19 protein-coding genes are annotated in these 17,100 nt (G+C 71.0%); 12 read left to right on the top strand and 7 right to left on the bottom strand.

All coding sequences use genetic code 11. The features are described from left to right. Positions 1 to 361 precede the first annotated feature (361 nt). Positions 362 to 1,207, top strand: a complete 846-nt coding sequence (locus M1P99_RS27160) for an alpha/beta hydrolase (RefSeq protein WP_304455844.1) — start codon at positions 362 to 364, stop codon at positions 1,205 to 1,207. 470 nt (positions 1,208 to 1,677) lie between these two features. Here M1P99_RS27160 and M1P99_RS27155 read toward each other — a convergent pair whose 3' ends face one another. From M1P99_RS27155 to M1P99_RS27145, 3 genes are all read right to left on the bottom strand, one after another. Next, a complete protein-coding gene (locus M1P99_RS27155; RefSeq protein ID WP_304455432.1) occupies positions 1,678 to 2,763 on the bottom strand; it encodes an IS110 family transposase in 1,086 nt (361 codons plus the stop codon). 305 nt (positions 2,764 to 3,068) lie between these two features. Further along, positions 3,069 to 3,752, bottom strand: a complete 684-nt coding sequence (locus M1P99_RS27150) for a class F sortase (protein WP_304455431.1) — start codon at positions 3,750 to 3,752, stop codon at positions 3,069 to 3,071. After that, positions 3,752 to 4,246 carry a hypothetical protein gene (locus M1P99_RS27145; protein ID WP_304455430.1) on the bottom strand — a complete coding sequence of 165 codons (495 nt, stop codon included), beginning with the start codon at positions 4,244 to 4,246 and terminating at the stop codon, positions 3,752 to 3,754. Before M1P99_RS27145 ends, M1P99_RS27150 begins: the two co-directional genes overlap by 1 nt. 243 nt (positions 4,247 to 4,489) lie before the next feature. Between M1P99_RS27145 and M1P99_RS27140 the strand changes: the two genes are divergently transcribed. Then, complete coding sequence (locus M1P99_RS27140; protein ID WP_304455429.1) at positions 4,490 to 5,689, top strand: IS110 family transposase; 1,200 nt, start codon at positions 4,490 to 4,492, stop codon at positions 5,687 to 5,689. Positions 5,690 to 6,460: 771 nt separating this feature from the next. On the opposite strand, the gene M1P99_RS27135 is transcribed toward M1P99_RS27140, so the two are convergent. Continuing rightward, positions 6,461 to 7,123 carry an AIM24 family protein gene (locus M1P99_RS27135; protein WP_304455428.1) on the bottom strand — a complete coding sequence of 221 codons (663 nt, stop codon included), beginning with the start codon at positions 7,121 to 7,123 and terminating at the stop codon, positions 6,461 to 6,463. A gap of 271 nt (positions 7,124 to 7,394) precedes the next feature. Between M1P99_RS27135 and M1P99_RS27130 the strand changes: the two genes are divergently transcribed. Beyond that, on the top strand, positions 7,395 to 7,811 hold the full coding sequence (locus M1P99_RS27130) for an Hsp20/alpha crystallin family protein (RefSeq protein ID WP_304455427.1): 417 nt from the start codon (positions 7,395 to 7,397) through the stop codon (positions 7,809 to 7,811). A 191-nt stretch (positions 7,812 to 8,002) separates the two neighbouring features. Here the strand turns inward: M1P99_RS27130 and M1P99_RS27125 are convergent, their stop codons facing one another. After that, positions 8,003 to 8,914, bottom strand: coding sequence for a universal stress protein (locus tag M1P99_RS27125; RefSeq protein WP_304455426.1), 912 nt, complete (start codon positions 8,912 to 8,914; stop codon positions 8,003 to 8,005). A gap of 229 nt (positions 8,915 to 9,143) precedes the next feature. On the opposite strand from M1P99_RS27125, the gene M1P99_RS27120 reads away from it, so the two are divergent. After that, complete coding sequence (locus M1P99_RS27120) at positions 9,144 to 9,503, top strand: MmcQ/YjbR family DNA-binding protein (RefSeq protein WP_304455425.1); 360 nt, start codon at positions 9,144 to 9,146, stop codon at positions 9,501 to 9,503. Positions 9,504 to 9,582: 79 nt separating this feature from the next. On the opposite strand, the gene M1P99_RS27115 is transcribed toward M1P99_RS27120, so the two are convergent. Both M1P99_RS27115 and M1P99_RS27110 read right to left on the bottom strand, forming a co-directional pair. After that, complete coding sequence (locus M1P99_RS27115; RefSeq protein ID WP_304455424.1) at positions 9,583 to 9,906, bottom strand: hypothetical protein; 324 nt, start codon at positions 9,904 to 9,906, stop codon at positions 9,583 to 9,585. A 129-nt stretch (positions 9,907 to 10,035) separates the two neighbouring features. Further along, the gene (locus tag M1P99_RS27110; RefSeq protein ID WP_304455423.1) at positions 10,036 to 10,674 is read right to left on the bottom strand and encodes an HD domain-containing protein; all 639 of its coding nucleotides are present in this window, start codon (positions 10,672 to 10,674) and stop codon (positions 10,036 to 10,038) included. Between the two features lie 463 nt (positions 10,675 to 11,137). Between M1P99_RS27110 and M1P99_RS27105 the strand changes: the two genes are divergently transcribed. The 8 genes from M1P99_RS27105 (at position 11,138) to M1P99_RS27070 (ending at position 17,072) form a co-directional block, all read left to right on the top strand. Further along, positions 11,138 to 12,178 carry a glycoside hydrolase family 11 protein gene (locus M1P99_RS27105; RefSeq protein WP_304455422.1) on the top strand — a complete coding sequence of 347 codons (1,041 nt, stop codon included), beginning with the start codon at positions 11,138 to 11,140 and terminating at the stop codon, positions 12,176 to 12,178. Positions 12,179 to 12,346: 168 nt separating this feature from the next. Continuing rightward, positions 12,347 to 12,742, top strand: a complete 396-nt coding sequence (locus M1P99_RS27100) for a DoxX-like family protein (RefSeq protein WP_304455421.1) — start codon at positions 12,347 to 12,349, stop codon at positions 12,740 to 12,742. After that, positions 12,739 to 13,656, top strand: coding sequence for a DUF3419 family protein (locus M1P99_RS27095; protein ID WP_304455420.1), 918 nt, complete (start codon positions 12,739 to 12,741; stop codon positions 13,654 to 13,656). The genes M1P99_RS27100 and M1P99_RS27095 overlap by 4 nt, the downstream gene beginning before the upstream one ends. Continuing rightward, complete coding sequence (locus M1P99_RS27090; protein ID WP_304455419.1) at positions 13,653 to 14,444, top strand: DUF2071 domain-containing protein; 792 nt, start codon at positions 13,653 to 13,655, stop codon at positions 14,442 to 14,444. The genes M1P99_RS27095 and M1P99_RS27090 overlap by 4 nt, the downstream gene beginning before the upstream one ends. Further along, positions 14,441 to 14,815, top strand: a complete 375-nt coding sequence (locus tag M1P99_RS27085; protein ID WP_304455418.1) for a hypothetical protein — start codon at positions 14,441 to 14,443, stop codon at positions 14,813 to 14,815. The genes M1P99_RS27090 and M1P99_RS27085 overlap by 4 nt, the downstream gene beginning before the upstream one ends. Positions 14,816 to 14,958: 143 nt before the next feature. Further along, complete coding sequence (locus M1P99_RS27080; protein ID WP_304455417.1) at positions 14,959 to 16,155, top strand: IS110 family transposase; 1,197 nt, start codon at positions 14,959 to 14,961, stop codon at positions 16,153 to 16,155. A 45-nt stretch (positions 16,156 to 16,200) separates the two neighbouring features. Next, entirely contained in the window at positions 16,201 to 16,650 is a 450-nt protein-coding gene (locus M1P99_RS27075) for a class I SAM-dependent methyltransferase (RefSeq protein WP_304455416.1), read from the top strand. Continuing rightward, a complete protein-coding gene (locus M1P99_RS27070) occupies positions 16,647 to 17,072 on the top strand; it encodes a hypothetical protein (protein WP_304455415.1) in 426 nt (141 codons plus the stop codon). Before M1P99_RS27075 ends, M1P99_RS27070 begins: the two co-directional genes overlap by 4 nt. Positions 17,073 to 17,100 lie beyond the last annotated feature (28 nt).

Genomic DNA, 17,100 nt, shown 5'->3' with positions numbered 1-17,100 from the left:
CCGAGCTGTGCGGCCGCCCCACCTCCGCGAATCAGGACGGAAAGCGGCCACTGGTGATTTCCCTGATGTGCGTTGACGCGGAGGACACCATAGTGAACCTCGAAGCGGATGAGAGATACCTCATATCATCCCCCCTTTGGGGAGGATATCCCTTTTCTCCGCTGCTCTCGGGCCGGACGCGGTCCGGCATACAAGGACAATCCCCCATCGACAAACGGCCGCGGAGCCGGCTCTCACATCCTTGTGACCCTTCACAGCGAAGGAAGAAGACGTGCGCAACCCCCATCCCTCGCCAGCATCCCCCTCCACGAAGGCAGACAGGCCCCTGGCGCGGCTGTCCCGGATCGTGGCCAGGACCGCGATGGCCGCGGTCGTGGCCGCCGGCCTGACCGTGGGCGCCGCGGTCCCCGCCTCAGCCGACAGCCCCTACGAACGCGGCCCCGACCCCACCACGAGCAGCATCGAGGCCTACAGCGGCCCGTTCAGCGTGGGCAGCACCTCGGTAGCCTCCTGGAACGCGAGCGGCTTCGGCGGCGGCACCATCTACTACCCCCACGACACCAGCCAGGGCACCTTCGGCGGCGTCGTCATCGCCCCGGGCTACCTTGAGAGCGAGAGCGCGACCGCTTGGCTCGGCAGGCGCCTGGCCTCCCACGGGTTCGTCACCTTCACCATCAATACCAACACCCGCTACGACCAGCCCGACAACCGCGCCTACCAGATGGGCGCCGCTCTGGACTACCTGGTCTCCAGCAGCTCCGAGCGCTCCCGAGTCGACGCCGACCGCCTGGCCGCCATGGGCCACTCCATGGGCGGCGGCGGATCCCTGGCCCTGGCCAACGCCCGGCCCGAACTGCGGGCGATCATCCCCCTCACGCCCTGGCACACCAAGAAGTCCTGGGGCGGCGTCTCGGTGCCCACCATGATCATCGGCGCGGAGAACGACACCATCGCCCCGGTGTACTCGCACTCCATCCCCTTCTACAACAGCCTGAGCTGGAACACCGAGCGCGCCTACGTCGAGCTGAACAACGAGGGCCACATGGTGCCCACCAGCTCCAACACCGAGATCGCGCGCAACAGCATCGCCTGGCTCAAGGTGTTCGTGGACGAGGACGACCGCTACGAGCAGTTCCTCTGCCCCGCTCCCAGCGCGGGTTGGTTCTCGCCGTACTCCGACTACCGCGACTCCTGCCCCTACATCTGATATGTAGGGTTTTTTGTCAAGAGCGCAGCGCTGACCAGCGGTGATAGGTGGTGATCTGCCACCGCTGGTCTCCCTGCTGGGGTGGTCCCTGGTCTTCTTCGACAGATGCCGATCCCTCGCGCTGAGCTGGAAGTCAAGGTGGAGCGCCCCGAGCGCAGCGAGGGACGAACGACCTTGACCACCAGCGAGGGCGTGAGGATCCTGAAGCTGGCGGAGAAGGCGCCACAGGTTCGTTATGGGGACCGGTGGGAAGGCAGCCTGCAGCCCGCGTGTCATGCACGACGCGTGGTCAGACTGATATGCGCGGGTTGGCTACCGCAGGACGGGCTGTTCGGCGGGAACGAGGCCGCGGCTCTAGAGAACGAGCGTGGCCCAGGGGGTCAGCCCCGGGCTGCTCATAGCTGTATCGCGGATCGTTCCTCACGCGGCGGCACGCAGCGCCCTCCCACCGGTCGGCTTATCGCAAGGGCTCACTCCTGCACCACTGCCAGTGCCCAGCACCACCCGGCCAGCTCCCGGGCGATCGCGACCACGGCCACCGACGGCTTCTTGCCGCGCTCATCGAAACGGGCCCAACGGCGGTGCAGGCGGTGGTTGCCCGCATGCCCCCGGGACCTGGCCGCTGCCGGGGCCCTCTCCCACCGGGCGCGCATCTCGCGGGTGGGCTGACGGTAGGGGCGGCGGTGGTGCCAGGCGGCCTCCACCAGCAGCCGGCGCACGTGGGTGTTGCCGGTCTTGGTGATCGGACCCAGCACACGGCGGGACCCCGAGGAGTGCTCGCTGGGCACCAGTCCCACATACGCGCCGATGCTGGACCCGGTGAAGCGGTGCCAGTCACCGATCTCGGTGGCCAGCCCGAACGCGGTGACAGTGGAGATCCCGCGCAGGCACCGCAGCCGCTCCACCACCGGCGCCCACCCGGGGTCGGCGGCCTGCTGGGTGATGGCCTCATCCAACCGGTCGCGGCGGTCCCGCACCATCAGGACCTGTTCGTGGGCGGCTTCGAAGGCCGCCTGCAGGGCCGGGTCGGTGAAGGATTGGCGGGCGATCCAGTCGTGGTGGGCCCAGGACCAGGTGTTCTTGCCCTCCCAGAGCAGACCCTGGCGCAGCAGGAGCTTGGACAGGCGGTGGCGGGCGCGCATCAGGTCGGCGCGGGCGTCCTCGCGGGCCCGGGACAGATCACGGGCGGCTTCCTGGGCCGGGGTGGGGACCCGGACCGGGGTGACCTCGCCGAGGCGGAGCAGGCGGGCCAGGTGCAGCGCGTCGCGGGCGTCGGTCTTGATCCGGTCGCCGCTGGGGCGCTGGAGTTTGGAGGGGGCGGCCACCACGCAGTCGAGGCCGGCCCCGGTCAGGGTGCGGGCCAGGGCGAAGCCGGTGGGCCCGGCCTCATAGACGACACGGACCGGGGTCGCGAGGCCGGTGAGCCAGCCGAGGATCTGGGTGTGGTCGCTGCTCAGGCGGATGGTGCTGATTTCGCCGGTGGGGCCGCAGATCGCGCACGCGGTGGTGGAGCGGGCGTGCACGTCCAGCCCGACGGTCGTAGGCTCGAAAGACACCGGGACCTCCCACACATGTAGGCACTACCGTCCAGGTTCTGCCTGGTCGGCAACCCACGGCAACGTGTGAGCGGGGTCCCGGCCTCTTCGCGAACCCTCCCTACATACCGTCTAGACCGGAGCCCCCTGCTCCACGGGTGACCGTTCGGGGGATGCCACGGCGGCGGGCCACCCCACGCGGCCCGCCGCCTCGCCGTGCACGCAGACCGGACATGTGCCCCGGTCCCATCCACGCGTCGGTTCGTCTGAGACGAGTCCGCCGACACCGACGCAACCGGGGTCCGGTCGCGCGGTCGATGCGGGGACTATGGAGGATCGGGCGCCTCGGGGGTTTCCGCGAGAGCGGCGAAGACGACGACGTTGTCCGTGTAGTGGCCGGTGGCGGCGTCGAAGTCGCCACCGCAGGTGATGAGCCGCAGTTCCGGGCGGCCGGTGTCGCCGTAGACCTGCTCCGTCGGGAAGTCGCCCTTGGCGTAGCGCTCCACCGCGTAGACGGTGAAGTTCACTTCGACGCCGTCGGCGCGCTCGACCGAGACGGTGTCCCGGTCCCGTAGTTCGCCCAGCCGGTGGAAGACGGCCGGTCCGGTCGCGGAGTCCAGGTGGCCCGCCAGGACAGCGGGCCCCTCCTGGCCCGGGGCGGCACCCAGGGAGTACCACCCGACGGCCTCCCACTCCCGGGGGGCTTCGAGGCGGCGGTCATGGGTCAGCCCGAGTTCGACCAGGCGCGAAGTGTGCACGTCGATGTCCGGAATGCTCAGGCCCACGGGAGCCGAACGCTCCAGAGCGACGGGTTCTGCGGCGGAGTCCGGCGCGGTCGGCTCGGCAGGGCGCGCAGCGCTTGGCGCACGGTGTTCGAAGGTCGGCGTGGCAGGGGCGTAGGCCTGCCCCAGTCCCAGAGTCAGGAACGCGACGCCGGTTCCCGCGCACACGGCCGTGACCGCCGCGGCGATGGAGCTGCCGCGGCGGCGGGCACGCGTGTGACGGCCCATCAGCCGTCGCGCCCCGGCTTGCGGTTCAGGACGAGTCCGCTCGCGGCCACCGCGACGAGGACGCCACCGGTGCCGACCAGCCAGAGGTTCGTGGCGCTGTCGGCGGTGCCCCCGGCTCCGGTGTCCACTCCGCCGACCGGCGTCTCGTCGTCGGAGGTGCCGTCGTCAGTGGTGTCGTCCTCCGAAGCGCCGTTGTCCGCGCTGTCGTCGTCGGAGGTGCCGTTGTCCGTGGTGTCGTCGTCGGGCGTCTCCTCCTCCATGGTGTTGTTGCCCATGTCGTCATCCTCTTCGCAGCCCACGCCGTCACCGTCGGCGTCGAAGTTGTGCGGGTCCCCCTCGCTGACCTCGAAGTTGCGCTCGGAGATGTCCGTGCAGTCCACGTCCGGCGGCGGTGGCGGAACGGGGTCCTCGGCCAGGGCCGGCGCGGCGGCACCCAGAGCGAGTGCGGTGCCGAGGGCCAGCGTGGTGGCAGCGGTCGTCGCGATACGCGTCATGTCCATGTGTCCTTACCTTTCTTCTGGGAGTTCGTTCCTGACCGTCTGTAGGGTCGGGAGGACCCCAGGAGCGCCAGGTATGGCTGTCATGTGTCTGCCGCAGGTATGGCCGAGGGGGATTGGCCGCCTGACGCTCCGCGACGACCCGGCCGCTGATTGGGATGCGCGAATGGATCGCTGTGTAAGGACACGACGGCGCGGTCGTCTGCTGGGACCCCCACAACTGCGACGACGGAGGAGCCGATGCCCCAGTTCTGGGCCGGTGTGGACGCGGGCAAAGCCCACCACCACTGCACCGTGATCGACAGCGACGGCACCAAGGTGCTGTCGAGGAAAGTGGCCAACGACGAGGCCGAGCTGCTCGACCTGCTCGCCGACGTCAACGCCCTGGACGAGGGCGTGCTGTGGGCCACCGACCTCAACAGCGGCGGCGGAGCCCTGCTCATCACCCTGCTGCTCGACCACGGCCAAGAGCTCGTCTACATCCCCGGCCGCACCGTCCACCACGCCTCGGGCTCCTACCGGGGCGACGGCAAGACCGACGCCAAGGACGCCTTCGTCATCGCCGACCAGGCCCGCATGCGCCGCGACCTGCAACCCCTGGCCGCCTTCGACGAGATCGCCGCGGACCTGCGCATCCTCACCGCCCGCCGCACCGACCTGGGAGCCGACCGCACCCGCGCCATCAATCGGCTGCGCGACCAGGTGCTGGCCTACTTCCCCGCCCTGGAGCGCGCCTTCGACTACAGCACCTCCAAAGCCGCCCTGGTGCTGCTGACCGGCTACCAGACCCCCACCGCGCTGCGCCGCTTGGGCCGGGCCCGGCTGGAGACGTGGCTGCGGGCCCGCAAGGTTCGCAACGCCGCCCGCGTGGCCCAGACCGCCATCGAGGCCGCTCAGGCCCAGCGCACCATCGTCAGAGGCGAGAAGACCGCTGCCGCGGTGGTCGAACGCCTGGCCAAGGAGGTGATCGCCCTCGATGCCGAACTCGCCGAGACCGACGCGGCCATCGAGGGCCGGTTTCGCGAGCACGAACACGCCGAAGTGATCACCAGCCTGCCCGGCATCGGCACCCTGCTGGGGGCGGAGTTCATCGCCGCCACCGGCGGCGACATGGCCGCGTTCGCCAGCGCGGACCGGCTGGCCGGGGTCTCGGGGCTGGCCCCCGTGCCAAGGGACTCGGGGCGTATCAGCGGCAACCTGCACCGGCCCCGGCGCTACAGCCGCCGGCTGATGCGGGTGTTCTACATGTCCGCCCAGGTCAGCATCCGCTGCTGTCCGGCCTCGAAGGCGTTCTACGAGCGCAAGCGGGCCGAGGGCAAGCGCCATACCCAGGCGGTGATCGCGTTGGCCCGGCGCCGGGTCAACGTGCTCTGGGCGATGCTCCGCGACGGGAGGTCCTACGTGGCGGTTCCTCCTGTGAGGTTGGCTGCGGCGGCCTGAGGATCTCACGATCTGTCACCGCTCGGGCTTGACAACTTCATTGGGAATCCCCCTTGTGTGCGTGACGGGCTCGATGCCGTGAACAAAGTGCACACAGGTCTCCGGCTCCGTCACTTAATAGGACATAAACCCATAAACCGGGCGAGAACCCTTCTGCCCGTGTCACCAGGCCACCAAACGTTGTCGACATTTCCTGGTGGTACGTGGTCAACCCACCATCGGCCGAGGAGAATCGGCTTATGAAGTCGCCTGCCGTCCTGCCGTGGTCGGAACCATTGACGAATATTGCCGGGAATTGTCCGGATGGGTCAGGGGCGCACGAACAACGGTGAATTCTCCGGCAGTGCCGCGATGTCACGGAACGCAGCGTGCTGGCCCGGCGAGCGCAGGAGGGGCTCTCGGCCCACGCGTGCGGCTCCGTCACCGCTCGGGCGCGCAACGCGTCCAGCGCGCGCCACGGCGGCCGCTCAACCCGATCCGGTATCCGAGGTGCGTCGTCGCGGGGACGGCGAAGGGGGCTGCTTCCGACCACCAGGGGTCCGTCGTCGCGGGGCGTCATCGGACGCGCTCCGCTGGTCCGGGAGGGCGGCCGGTCGGGGGCGGCCGGTCGGAGGCCGCCCCGGTCCAAGCGCCGGATCTCCACAAGTCCAAGCGCCGGATCTCCACAACTCCCGCTCTTGGACGGGCCCCGGGCGTGCCGCGTCAGGGCGCTCTGGCCTCGCTCCGGTGGACCGGCCACCGCACCTCGGAGCGCGGTGGCCCGGGGGCGGCTCAGCCCGGCTGGGCTGCGACGGGGGCTCCTTCGGAGGCCTGGACGAGGACGAAGCCCTGCCCCTCGAACGACAACTGGACCGCTTCGCCGCTGCCCCGCCCGATGAGGGACCCGGCCTTCATGGTCCGGCGCACGCCGGATCGCAGTGAGCTGGACCAGGCGACCGCGGCGTCGGTGTCGACGAAGGTGGGCTGGTCGACGTCGATGAGCACGGGGGAGCCGTGGCAGGCGACGGCCACGCGCCCCCGGCCGGTGAAGACCGTGTTGAACAGCCCTCCCGCCATCATCCCGGCCCCTTCGACGCGCCGGATGTCCCAGGTCAGGCCGGATTCGAAGGCGAGCACGTTGGCGCCGTTGACGGTGAGGGAGTCGTCCTCGAGGTCGATGAGGTGGACGTCCCAGGCGTCCTTGGCCAGGAACACGTCGCCCCGGCCGGTGACGCGCATCAGCGGCAGGCCCTCGCCGCTGAAGGACTTCTTGAGGAACTTGCCGATGCTGCCCGAGCCCTCGTAGGAGAAGTCGATCTCGCCCTGGTAGGCGACCATCGATCCCTGGCGGGCCAGCACCTCGCCGTCGAGGCCCACGCGCAGCATCTTGTGGTTCTGGAGGGTCATGCCCGGTCGGCTGTTCTCTCGGGCTTGTTGGAAGAGCTCACTTCGCATGGCCCGATTTTGCCCGTTCTGTGCAGTCGGAGGCGCGCGGCGCGCCGGTGCTGGCCGGGCCCGGCCCCGGTGGGGATCGCGTGGTCGGCGGCCGCGTGTCCGCACCGCGCCCCGGGGAGGACGCGCACGTCCCGACCGGCCCGCGGCCGGTGGACGGCCGAGGGGACGGAGGACCCTGCAGGTGGAACCGTTCGGCCCCTGCCGCCGGCTCCGAAGTGGGAGTGAGGTGGGGGGAGAAGGGTTTGACCCACCACGCACAGGGAGCAAGGACATGAACGCCATCACCCGCCGCGAAGGGCTTCCCCGTTTCCCCGATCTGTCCGAGCTGTTCGAGGCCCCGTTCCTCACGACGCGGACCTCGAGCCTGCGTGTCGAGACAGCCGTGCGCGACGACCACTACGTGGTCCGTGTCGAGGTCCCCGGAGTGGATCCCGACGACGAGCTCACCGTGACCGTCGAGCACGGGACTCTCACCATCGAGGCCGAGCGCAACGAGAGCACGCAGACCCCGCAGCACTCGGAGTTCCGCTACGGGTCCTTCCGCCGCACGATCGGTCTGCCCGCGGACGCCGATGAGCAGGACGTGACCGCCACCTACGACAAGGGCGTCCTGGAGGTGAGTATCGGTCTGGCCGAGCAGAAGGCGCAGAGCAAGAAGGTGCCGATCTCCCGACCGTCCACGGAGTAGGCCCGCTTCGCCACGCCGTGGATACCGGACGCGGGAACGAGTCCTCCTCCACGGCGCTCGCCGTGCCCGCCGACGGTGGTGGGACGGTCTCCTCCACGCGGTCGGTCCCGTGCCGACGGCCCCGCGAGCCGACGGCCCCGGGGCCCCGGGTGTCGCTCCGCTGTGAGCGTCCCTCCTCGGTCGCGTTCGTGTCAGGGCCGCGGAGCGCGTACCACCGTGACCGGGCACGGGCTGTGCGAGATCACGTTGCGGCTCACCGAGCCCAGCAGCATCCCGGCGAATCCGCCCCGCCCGTGCGATCCCACGACCATCAGGTCGCAGGCTTCGGCCGCGTTGCACAGGGCCTCGACCGGGTGTCCGGTCTCGACGACCTCTTCGACCCGCACGTCCGGCCGCCGCGCGCGCTCGTCCGCGATCCACCCCGACAGTCTCCGCCGGGCCTCCTCCACGGCGGCGGCCTCCTTCGCCTCCTCCGCCTCCCCGGCCCTGGCGCCGGCCCTGGACGGCTTCTCCGGCCTGCCGAAGCGCTCTCGCAGGAGCCCTTTGCGCACCGTCATCGCACGCAGCACCGCTCCGCGGACGTCGGCTGTTGCGAAGGCCCACGCCACGGCGGCCTGGGAGGTCGCGGATCCGTCGACGCCGACCAGGACACGGCCGGTGGAGGGCCCGGGTTCCCGGTCGGGCACGACGACGACGGGGCAGGAGGCGGACACGATCACCTCCAGAGCCGTGGACTCGGGCAGGACGGCGTCCATGGCCGTCATCCGGTGGGCACCGAGGACCAGGCTGTGCGCCTTCTGGCTCTCGCGCAGGAGGGTCGCCCCGCGGTCCGCGGTGATGTGCACCGCCTCGACGAGCAGGTCCGGCACCTGGCGCAGTGCGCGTCGGCGAGCCCCCTCCACGACGCGGCGCGCGAACGCGTCCACGTCGAATTCCGGTAGGCCGCGCGGCCGCGCGTGGTACATGGGCCAGTCGAAGGCGTACACGACGCGCAGTCCGCGGTCCCGCAGCCGTGCGTCGTGCGCCGCCCAGTCCAGGGCCCTCTCGCTCGCCAGCGTGCCGTTGACCGCCACCGCGACCGGGGCATCCGTGTTGTGGACCATCATGGTCTCCCTCGACGGTGGGACTCCTCTGCCACGCTATGAGTGGACGGGCGCGCGCTCCAGAGGCGGACGTCCTGGTGGCGGGGCCCTTGTGCTCGGCGGAGAGCGACGTACGTCGATTGACCGTCCGGTCCGGCGGCGCCACCCCCGGACCCGTCCGGGCCCGGGGCCCTCGAGGTGGCGGGTGGAGCCCGCACGGCGTGTCGGTGGTGTGTGGTTGTCTCGTGTCATGGGTGTTGAGATCGAGCGGTTTCTGCGGTTGGTGAAGGCACTGCCGGATTGTGAGCACAGGGACTCGGAGCAGTACACGACGTTCCGTGTGCACGGCAGGCCGTTCGGCTACCTGTGGCCGCGTACCGCCACGGTCGGGTTGAAGCAGACGCTGTTGGAACAGGCGGCGCTGGTGGCCGAGCGGCCCGAGGTGTTCGAGGTCCAGTTCACGGCCGGCGGCTTCGGCTGGGTGGTCGTCCACCTCGACGCCATCGACCTGGAGGAGCTCAGTGAGCTCACGCTGGAGGCCTGGTACCTGACGGCGCCCGAGGAGCTGCTCGCCGCTTCACCGTCCCCGGCGTCCCTGGTCGAGGCCTGAGCCGACGCCGTACGGGCCTGTGGGACCGAAGGGCCGGTCCGTCCGGCCCCGAGGCGGGGGCTTGCGCGGACTCCGGCGTTCAGATCCGCCGCCGGAGTTGCTCCAGTCCGTGCACGGACTCGCCGAAGAGGAGTTCCAGGACGTGTTCCTCGCGTTGGCGGTCCACGCCCGCGGCGATGATCGTGCTCACCGCCGGATAGCCGCGCAGGCCGACATCGGTCGGCCGTCCCGCGGAGACGATCGTGTAGACCTCGCGGATCGGATAGGTGTGGATCGCCCGGACCTGGTCGGCGAGTGCGTCGATCGCCGCGCCCGCCAACAGGTCGCCGAACACCTCCCCGTCGCGCACCGCCAGCTCGATCCAGCCGAGATAGGTCTCGTCGCTCGGCCACCGGTGCGGCACACCCGGCCGGTTCTTCCTCCGGTCGGGCGGTTCCCCGTGCTGCCTGGTGCTCCCTCATGGTGTGGATTCCTACCCCGGGGAGTCGCGACGACCATGGGCCGTCCCACCCGGCTCGGGGCGGTCCGCCGGTCAGGTGGTCCCGTCAGCCCGGGGCGCCGACTCGTCGCCGGCGCCGACCAGTGTGTGGCCGTACGCGGCCGCCAGCGGGGCCAGATCGGGGGTGCCGAAGCGCGTACGCATCTCCTTGAAGCGGATGACCTTCTCCTCGCCGAAGCGGGCGACGGACGCGGCGTAGGAGTCGGCGGTGAGGAACACCGGCGGGTTCCGCTTGCTGTGGAACTTGTCGGCGTACATCACCAGCTCCTCCTCGACGGACTCGGCCACGTAGTCCTGCTCCGGGACGGGCAGCCCCTGCTCGCGGATGTCCACGCGTGTGAGTCCCACACCGGTGTGGTGGGAGCAGAACCGGCACAGCGGCTCTGGCAGGTCCTCCTCGGCGAGGATCTCGTGGCCGAGCACGCCGTGGCTCACGTAGCGCGCGTGGTCGAGCCGGCCGGAGGCGTCGAACAGGCGGTAGACCCCGATGTCGTGCAGCAGGCACCCCGCGCGGACCAGGGCCCGGTCGAGCGCGAGCCCTGAGCGGTCGATCAGCCGCTCGGCGATCTCGCACACGATCTCGCAGTGCGTGTACACGAGCGCGAGGGCCTCGGGTGTGGGCGCGTACTTCTCGTGCAGGGCACGGATCTCTTCGTCACTGGGGATGGGCATGCCCTCGACGGTAGCGGGCCGTGTGTCGGAGGGGGACGGGGAGTGGTGCGCCGGTACAGCGGGGGGAGTCGCCTCCGGTGGTGGCCGAGGTGCCGCCCACCGACCCCCGCCGATGCGAGGCCAACCGGAGACAGAAGAGTCGAAAGGAACTCGAAAGCTTTCGAAAGGGTTGGGAATCTCCTAGGTGTCTCCGCCTGTACCATTTCTGTCTTCGGTGTCTTTGTGTGGGTATGGATGCGATGGCCAGGGGCAATGCTCTCAATGAGGTGCGGAAAATATCGAAACCTTTTCCGAAACTATTGACACCCCAGAGGGGCGGACGAATACTCGTCACTGACGGCGACCGGACAAGGTCGCCGCGTGGCACGGCATCGCGCGACGCGGCGGCGACGCCCCGGACGCCGGCGGCCTCGCCGGGCCGTCCCGCCATGGCCCGGTCCCTCCCATCCCCCCAGGAGGAAGCATGTCCACCTACGACACCCCCGTCCGCCCCCGGAGCCGCAGCCACCCGGGGACCTCCCGGTCCGGCCGCGCCAGGCGGCTGATCGGCCGTGCGTGCGCCGTCGCGTCGGCCCTGGCCCTGACCGCGACCCTGCAGCCGGGCATCGCCAACGCGGCCATCACCTCGAACGAGACCGGCCACCACGACGGCTACTTCTACTCCTTCTGGACCGACGCGCCCGGCTCGGTCTCGATGGAGCTGGGGTCCGGCGGCAACTACAGCACCTCATGGAGCAACACCGGCAACTTCGTCGCGGGCAAGGGCTGGAGCACCGGCGGACGCAGAAGCGTCGAGTACTCCGGCAGCTTCAACCCGTCCGGCAACGCGTACCTGACGCTCTACGGATGGACGCGCAGCCCGCTCGTGGAGTACTACATCGTCGACGACTGGGGCACCTACCGGCCCACGGGCGACTACCAGGGCACCGTGACCAGCGACGGTGGAACGTACGACATCTACCGGACGATGCGCTACGACGCGCCCTCCATCGACGGGACCCAGACCTTCCCGCAGTACTGGAGCGTGCGCCAGTCGCCGCGCACGAGCGGAACCATCACGACCGGCAACCACTTCGACGTGTGGGCGAGCCACGGGATGAACCTGGGCAGCCACGACTACATGATCATGGCGACCGAGGGCTACCAGAGCAGCGGGAACTCCAACATCACGCTGGGCTCCTCCGGCGGCGACCCGGGCGACCCCGGCGACCCGGGCGACCCCGGTGACCCGGGCGACGGCGGCTGCACCGCGTCGCTCTCGGCGGGACAGCAGTGGAGCGACCGCTACAACCTCAACGTCTCGGTGTCCGGGGCCGACGACTGGACCGTGACGATGAACGTGCCCTCCCCGGCGAAGATCAGCGCCACGTGGAACGTCGACGCCACCTGGCCCAGCTCCCAGGTGCTGACCGCCAGCTCCAACGGCAACGGCAACGACTGGGGCGTGACCATCGACCACAACGGCAACTGGACCTGGCCGACGGTCTCCTGCAGCGCCAACTGATCGCGCGCACCCGCCGATCGCCGTAGAACGCGCGGCCGCGCCGGATGGTTCGATCCGGCGCGGCCGCGTTCGGCTTCGCGGTGCGCCTCCCGCCGGTGGCGCGGTGCGGAAACCGCGAAGGGCGGACCCCGGGGGCGCCGTGCGCCGGGCGGGTGGTTCCATGAGCCCATGACCCTTCCCCCAAGGGCCGCTCGGACCCTCGCCCTGGCGGCCGTCCTGTCACTGGTCTGGTTCTACGAAGGCCTGTGGTGCAAGGTCTGGCCGGGGCGCGCCGACCACAGGGCGATCGTCGCCGACCTGCCGCTGTTGCCCGACTCCCTGGTCACCCCGGCCCTGGTGGCCATCGGAGGGATGGAGGCTGCGATCGGCCTGTGGGTGCTGTGGGGCGGGAGGCCGTACGCGGCGGCGGCTGTGCAGACGGTGCTCATCGGGGTGTTCAATCTCGGCGGACTGCTGGCCTCGCCCGGCAACATCGACGAGCCCGGCCGGATGCTCACCGCCAACCTGGCGATCGTCGCGCTGGCGTGGGTCGTGGCCGGACGGCACGCCGAGGCGCGCCGATGACCCGCAACCCGTGGTCCGCGGGACGCATCCTGGCCGTGCCGGGACGCGGACCACGACTGCTCTTCGGCCGCATGTACGAGGACCCGCGCGTGGAGTCGCGGGCCTTCCCCGCGGCTCCCGCGCGCGTCCTGTGCATCGCCTCGGCCGGGGACACCGCCGCGGCTCTGGCCGGGGCCGGACACGACGTCACCGCGATCGACGTCAACCCCGTACAGCTCGCCTACGCCCGGGCCCGCCTCGACGGCGAGGCTCCCGCCGCCGTCGGCAGTGCCGAGCTGGTACTCGCGGCGGGTCGGCGCGCCGCCGCCCTCGCCCTGCCCCAGTGGCGGTCGGCCCCCGTGGCCGAGTTCCTCGACCTGGACGATCTCCGCGTCCAGTCGGTGTGGTGGCGTGCCCGCCTGGACGGTCCCGGACTGCGGTTGCTCATGGGAACGGCGTTCAGGCCCGTCGGGGTGCTCGCGGCCGCCCTGGCGCCGGGTTTTCGCCACGTCGTGCCGGTTCGCTTCGACGTCGCACTGCGCGCCCGGGTGGCCCGCGTCGTCGCCCGCCATCCGAACAACGACAACCCCCTCCTCCGGGCACTGCTGGCCGGACGATCGCCGGATCCCCGCCCGTCGGGAGCGCGGCCCGCGGGCGCGGTGCGGTGGGTGCTCGGCGACGTCGCCGAACACTTGGAGTCGGTGCCGGCCCGAAGCTACGACGCGGTGACCCTGTCCAACGTCCTGGACGGGCCAGGACCCGCCTACCGCAGGCGGCTGCGTGCCGCCGTCGAACGAGCGGTCCGGCCGGGCGGGACCGTCGTGCTGCGCAGTGTGGGAGGAGCGGACGGATCGGCTGCGGCCGCACGCGCGGCCGAAGAACGGTGCCCCCTGTGGGGGAGCCTGTACGTCACGACCATCGGAGGCCGAGGATGAGGATCCAACAGCACCCACTGCCGATGCGCGCGCACTTCACCGACTCGCTCGTGCTCACCTACGCCTTCCCGCCGCACGTCCTGCGCTCCCTCCTCACGCCGGGCCTGGAACTGGACACCTATCGCGCCCCGGACGGGACCGAGTACGGGTTCGCCGCCGTCGCCGTGGTGGCGATGCGAGGGCTGCGTCCGGCCTTCCTTCCCCCGTGGCTGGGCACGGCCCAGGTGATGACGGGGTACCGGGTCTTCGCGCGGTTGTCGGTGGACCGTGTCGGGACCGCGGGCGGGACGCGGACGCTGAGGGGGCTGCGCGTACTGCGGAGCCAGACGTCGAGTCCGCTCCTGGCCGCCGCGGGCACGCTGTTGACCCGCTACGGGTACGAGCGCGCGGTGCTGGGCACACGCCGCGTCGGGGACCGGCTGGACGTCGCGGTGCGATCGGAGGACGGCCGGGCCGACCTGCGGGTCCGTGCGGCGCTGGACGGACCCGGCGTGCCCCTCCCGGAGGGCTCGCCCTTCGCCACCGCACGGGACGCGCGCCGCTTCGCCGGACCGCTGCCCCACACCTTCGAGCACGACCGGAGCAGCGGTGACGTGCTGGTGGTCAAGGCTCTGAGGACGAGCTGGGAGCCGCGCCCCGTGGCCGTGGACGTGCGGCGGCTGACCTTCTTCCGGCACGGCCCCTTCCGGGGGACCCGACCCGTCCTGGCCAACGCCTTCCACGTCGCGGGTGTCGACTACGGATGGCATCCCGGCCGCCTCGTGACACCGGCCGGGAGGCGGGGATGAGTCACCGGCCGAGCCCGTCCGGGGCGCGCCACGTCATCGCCTACAACTGGCCCCTGTACCTGGCGGGCACCGCCGTGGCCGTCGGCGGCGCGCTGGCGGGGCGGCGGCTGCGAGGAGCCGCACGCGCGGCGGTGTCGGCGGCGGCGGGCGCCGGCGCGTGGTGGACCGCTGCCTCGCTCGTGGCCTCCTTCGCCGTCTACGACCGCTCACCCCTGCACGACTGGACGTGGCTGGGACCGACGCTGGCGCGGGCGGGGCGCCCCCGCGACCCGGGACGGCACATGGTGGTCCTACCTTCTTTCTCGGGTCTGAACTGGTCATTCGTAAGATCGGTTAGCCCAGGGGCTCTGGGTATGGCTGTCATGGCGTAGCCGCTCGATGGCTCAGGAGACTTGGCCGCCCAGAGCCCCGCGACGACCCGACCGCCCATTGGGAGATGCGACCAGATCGCTGTGTAGGACAACGCCGGCGCGGTCGTCTGCAGGGAACCCGACACCGCGACGAACTGGCGGAGGTGACCGTGCCCCACATCTGGGCCGGAGTGGACATCGGCAAACAACACCACCACTGCGTGGTCATCAACGACCAGGGCGAGCGGCTGCTCTCGCGCCGCGTGGCCAACGACGAAGCCGACCTGATCGACCTGATCGGCGACGTCCTGGCCCTGGACTCCGACCCCCTGTGGGCCGTGGACCTCAACCACGGCGGAGCGGCCCTGCTCATCAGCTTGCTCCTGGCCCACGGCCAACCCGTGGCCTACTTGACCGGCCTGGCCGTGCACCGCGCCTCGGCCACCTACCGGGGCGAGGGCAAGACCGACGCCAAGGACGCGTTCGTCATCGCCGACCAGGCCCGCGTCCGCCGCGACACGGGCCTGCTGCGGCCCGGCGACGAGATCGCCGTGGACCTGCGCATCCTGACCGGCCGCCGCACCGACCTGGTGGCCGACCGAACACGACAGATCAACCGGTTGCGCGCCCAACTGCTGGAGATCTTCCCCGCCCTGGAACGAGCCCTGGACCCGGCCAACAAGGGCCCGGCTGTGCTGCTGGCCGGCTACCAGACCCCGGCCGCCATCCGCCGCCTGGGTGCCAAACGGTTGGAGACCTGGCTGCGGGCACGCGGGGTCAAGGGCGCGACCGCTCTGGCCCGGACCGCGGTCGAAGCCGCCCAGGCCCAACGCACCGCGCTTGCCGGGGAGAAGACGGCTGCGGCGATGGTGGCCCGCCTGGCCGAGGGGGTGATGGCCCTCAACACCGAGATCTCCCAGACCGACGCCCTCATCGAGGCCCGGTTTCGCGAGCATCCGCACGCCGGGGTGATCACCACCCTGCCCGGCATGGGCTCCCTCCTGGGAGCGGAGTTCATCGCCGCCACCGGCGGCGACATGGCCGTGTTCGGCACCGGTGACCGCCTGGCTGGCTTCGCGGGTCTGGCCCCGGCACCCCGCGACTCGGGTCGCGTCAGCGGCAACCTGCGAAGACCCCGCCGCTACCATCGTGGGCTCTTGCGGGCCTTCTACCTGTCCTCCCTGGCGAGCCTGAGGGCGTGCCCGGCCTCGAAGGCCTACTACGACCGCAAGCGAGCCGAGGGCAAGGGGCACAAGCAAGCTCTGTTGGCGCTCTCGCGCCGCCGGGTCAACGTCCTGTGGGCCATGCTCCGTGACGGATCGCCCTACCAAGGTTCACCCCCGGTGACCTTGGCGGCTTGACAACTTCATTGGGAAGTCTCCTCTGGCCTGGACGAGGCCAGCGACGTGATCAGTGTGCTGTATCCCCAGTGCGAGCAGATCGTCGCCGACCTCTACGACGCGCTGCCGGTCGTCGAGTCGTCGTTGCGGCGGGCCCGCCGCAGGGTGGCGCCCAGGCCGGGGTCGGTGGCCTGTACGGCCCACGCACTGCCCGCCGGGGACGCTTCCATGGACACCGTCATCGCTCCCTTCGCCCTGCACGAGCTGCGTGACGCCGCAGACCGGGACGCGGTCTTCGGCGAGGTGGCACGGACCCTGAACCCGGGCGGCGCGTTCGTCCTGGTCGAACACTGCCGGGACGCCGCCAACATCGCGGCCTTCGGGCCCGGGGCCGCACACTTCATGCCGCGGTCCTGGTGGCTGCGCAGCGCCCGCGGCGCTGGTCTGTCCCTGGTGTCGGAACGGCGTCTGGGCGGATGGGTCACGGTGTTCGTCTTCGCGGGGCCGCAGCGGTGACCGACGGGTTGTTCTCCCTCCAGGGCCAGCTCCGTGCGGTGGGGGCGGTCCTGGTCGTACTCGGCCTGTTCCACTTGGTGCTGCCGCGCCTGATCGACTGGCCGTCCCAGGTCTCCCGGATGGCCGACCTGGCCAGGCAGGTGGCGGGCGCGCACTTCTTCTTCATCGGCACGACCTGTGTTCTGCTGGGGGCCCTTCCGCTGTTGCTGGCCCCTGACCTGTTGGCCGCCGGGCGTCTGGGCCGTGCTGTGCTGGCCGCGGAGACCGTGTTCTGGTCTCTGCGCTGGCTGTTCCAGTTCGTCTACTTCTCTCCTTCCCTGTGGCGGGGGGATCCACTGCGCACGCTCGCCCACGTGGCGTTCTGCCTCCTGTGGACATGGGTGGCCGGGGTCTTCGGGCTCGCCCTGTTCACCGTCGGCTAGGGGGATGGACGTCGCGGCTGGACACACC

Source organism: Nocardiopsis sp. YSL2, from assembly GCF_030555055.1.
In the GTDB taxonomy this organism is placed as follows: Bacteria; Actinomycetota; Actinomycetes; order Streptosporangiales; family Streptosporangiaceae; genus Nocardiopsis.
The sequence above is the reverse complement of the archived record's forward strand: the minus strand, read 5'-3'. Positions and strand labels throughout refer to the sequence as shown.

What these genes read in the sequence shown, in the direction of transcription:
- M1P99_RS27130 (WP_304455427.1), top strand. Translation starts at nt 7,395, where the DNA reads ATGAACGCCATCACCCGCCGCGAAGGGCTTCCCCGTTTCCCCGATCTG.
- M1P99_RS27150 (WP_304455431.1), bottom strand. Translation starts at nt 3,752, where the DNA reads ATGGGCCGTCACACGCGTGCCCGCCGCCGCGGCAGCTCCATCGCCGCG.
- M1P99_RS27105 (WP_304455422.1), top strand. Translation starts at nt 11,138, where the DNA reads ATGTCCACCTACGACACCCCCGTCCGCCCCCGGAGCCGCAGCCACCCG.
- M1P99_RS27140 (WP_304455429.1), top strand. Translation starts at nt 4,490, where the DNA reads ATGCCCCAGTTCTGGGCCGGTGTGGACGCGGGCAAAGCCCACCACCAC.
- M1P99_RS27100 (WP_304455421.1), top strand. Translation starts at nt 12,347, where the DNA reads ATGACCCTTCCCCCAAGGGCCGCTCGGACCCTCGCCCTGGCGGCCGTC.
- M1P99_RS27095 (WP_304455420.1), top strand. Translation starts at nt 12,739, where the DNA reads ATGACCCGCAACCCGTGGTCCGCGGGACGCATCCTGGCCGTGCCGGGA.
- M1P99_RS27085 (WP_304455418.1), top strand. Translation starts at nt 14,441, where the DNA reads ATGAGTCACCGGCCGAGCCCGTCCGGGGCGCGCCACGTCATCGCCTAC.
- M1P99_RS27090 (WP_304455419.1), top strand. Translation starts at nt 13,653, where the DNA reads ATGAGGATCCAACAGCACCCACTGCCGATGCGCGCGCACTTCACCGAC.
- M1P99_RS27120 (WP_304455425.1), top strand. Translation starts at nt 9,144, where the DNA reads ATGGGTGTTGAGATCGAGCGGTTTCTGCGGTTGGTGAAGGCACTGCCG.
- M1P99_RS27135 (WP_304455428.1), bottom strand. Translation starts at nt 7,123, where the DNA reads ATGCGAAGTGAGCTCTTCCAACAAGCCCGAGAGAACAGCCGACCGGGC.
- M1P99_RS27125 (WP_304455426.1), bottom strand. Translation starts at nt 8,914, where the DNA reads ATGGTCCACAACACGGATGCCCCGGTCGCGGTGGCGGTCAACGGCACG.
- M1P99_RS27160 (WP_304455844.1), top strand. Translation starts at nt 362, where the DNA reads ATGGCCGCGGTCGTGGCCGCCGGCCTGACCGTGGGCGCCGCGGTCCCC.
- M1P99_RS27145 (WP_304455430.1), bottom strand. Translation starts at nt 4,246, where the DNA reads ATGACGCGTATCGCGACGACCGCTGCCACCACGCTGGCCCTCGGCACC.
- M1P99_RS27110 (WP_304455423.1), bottom strand. Translation starts at nt 10,674, where the DNA reads ATGCCCATCCCCAGTGACGAAGAGATCCGTGCCCTGCACGAGAAGTAC.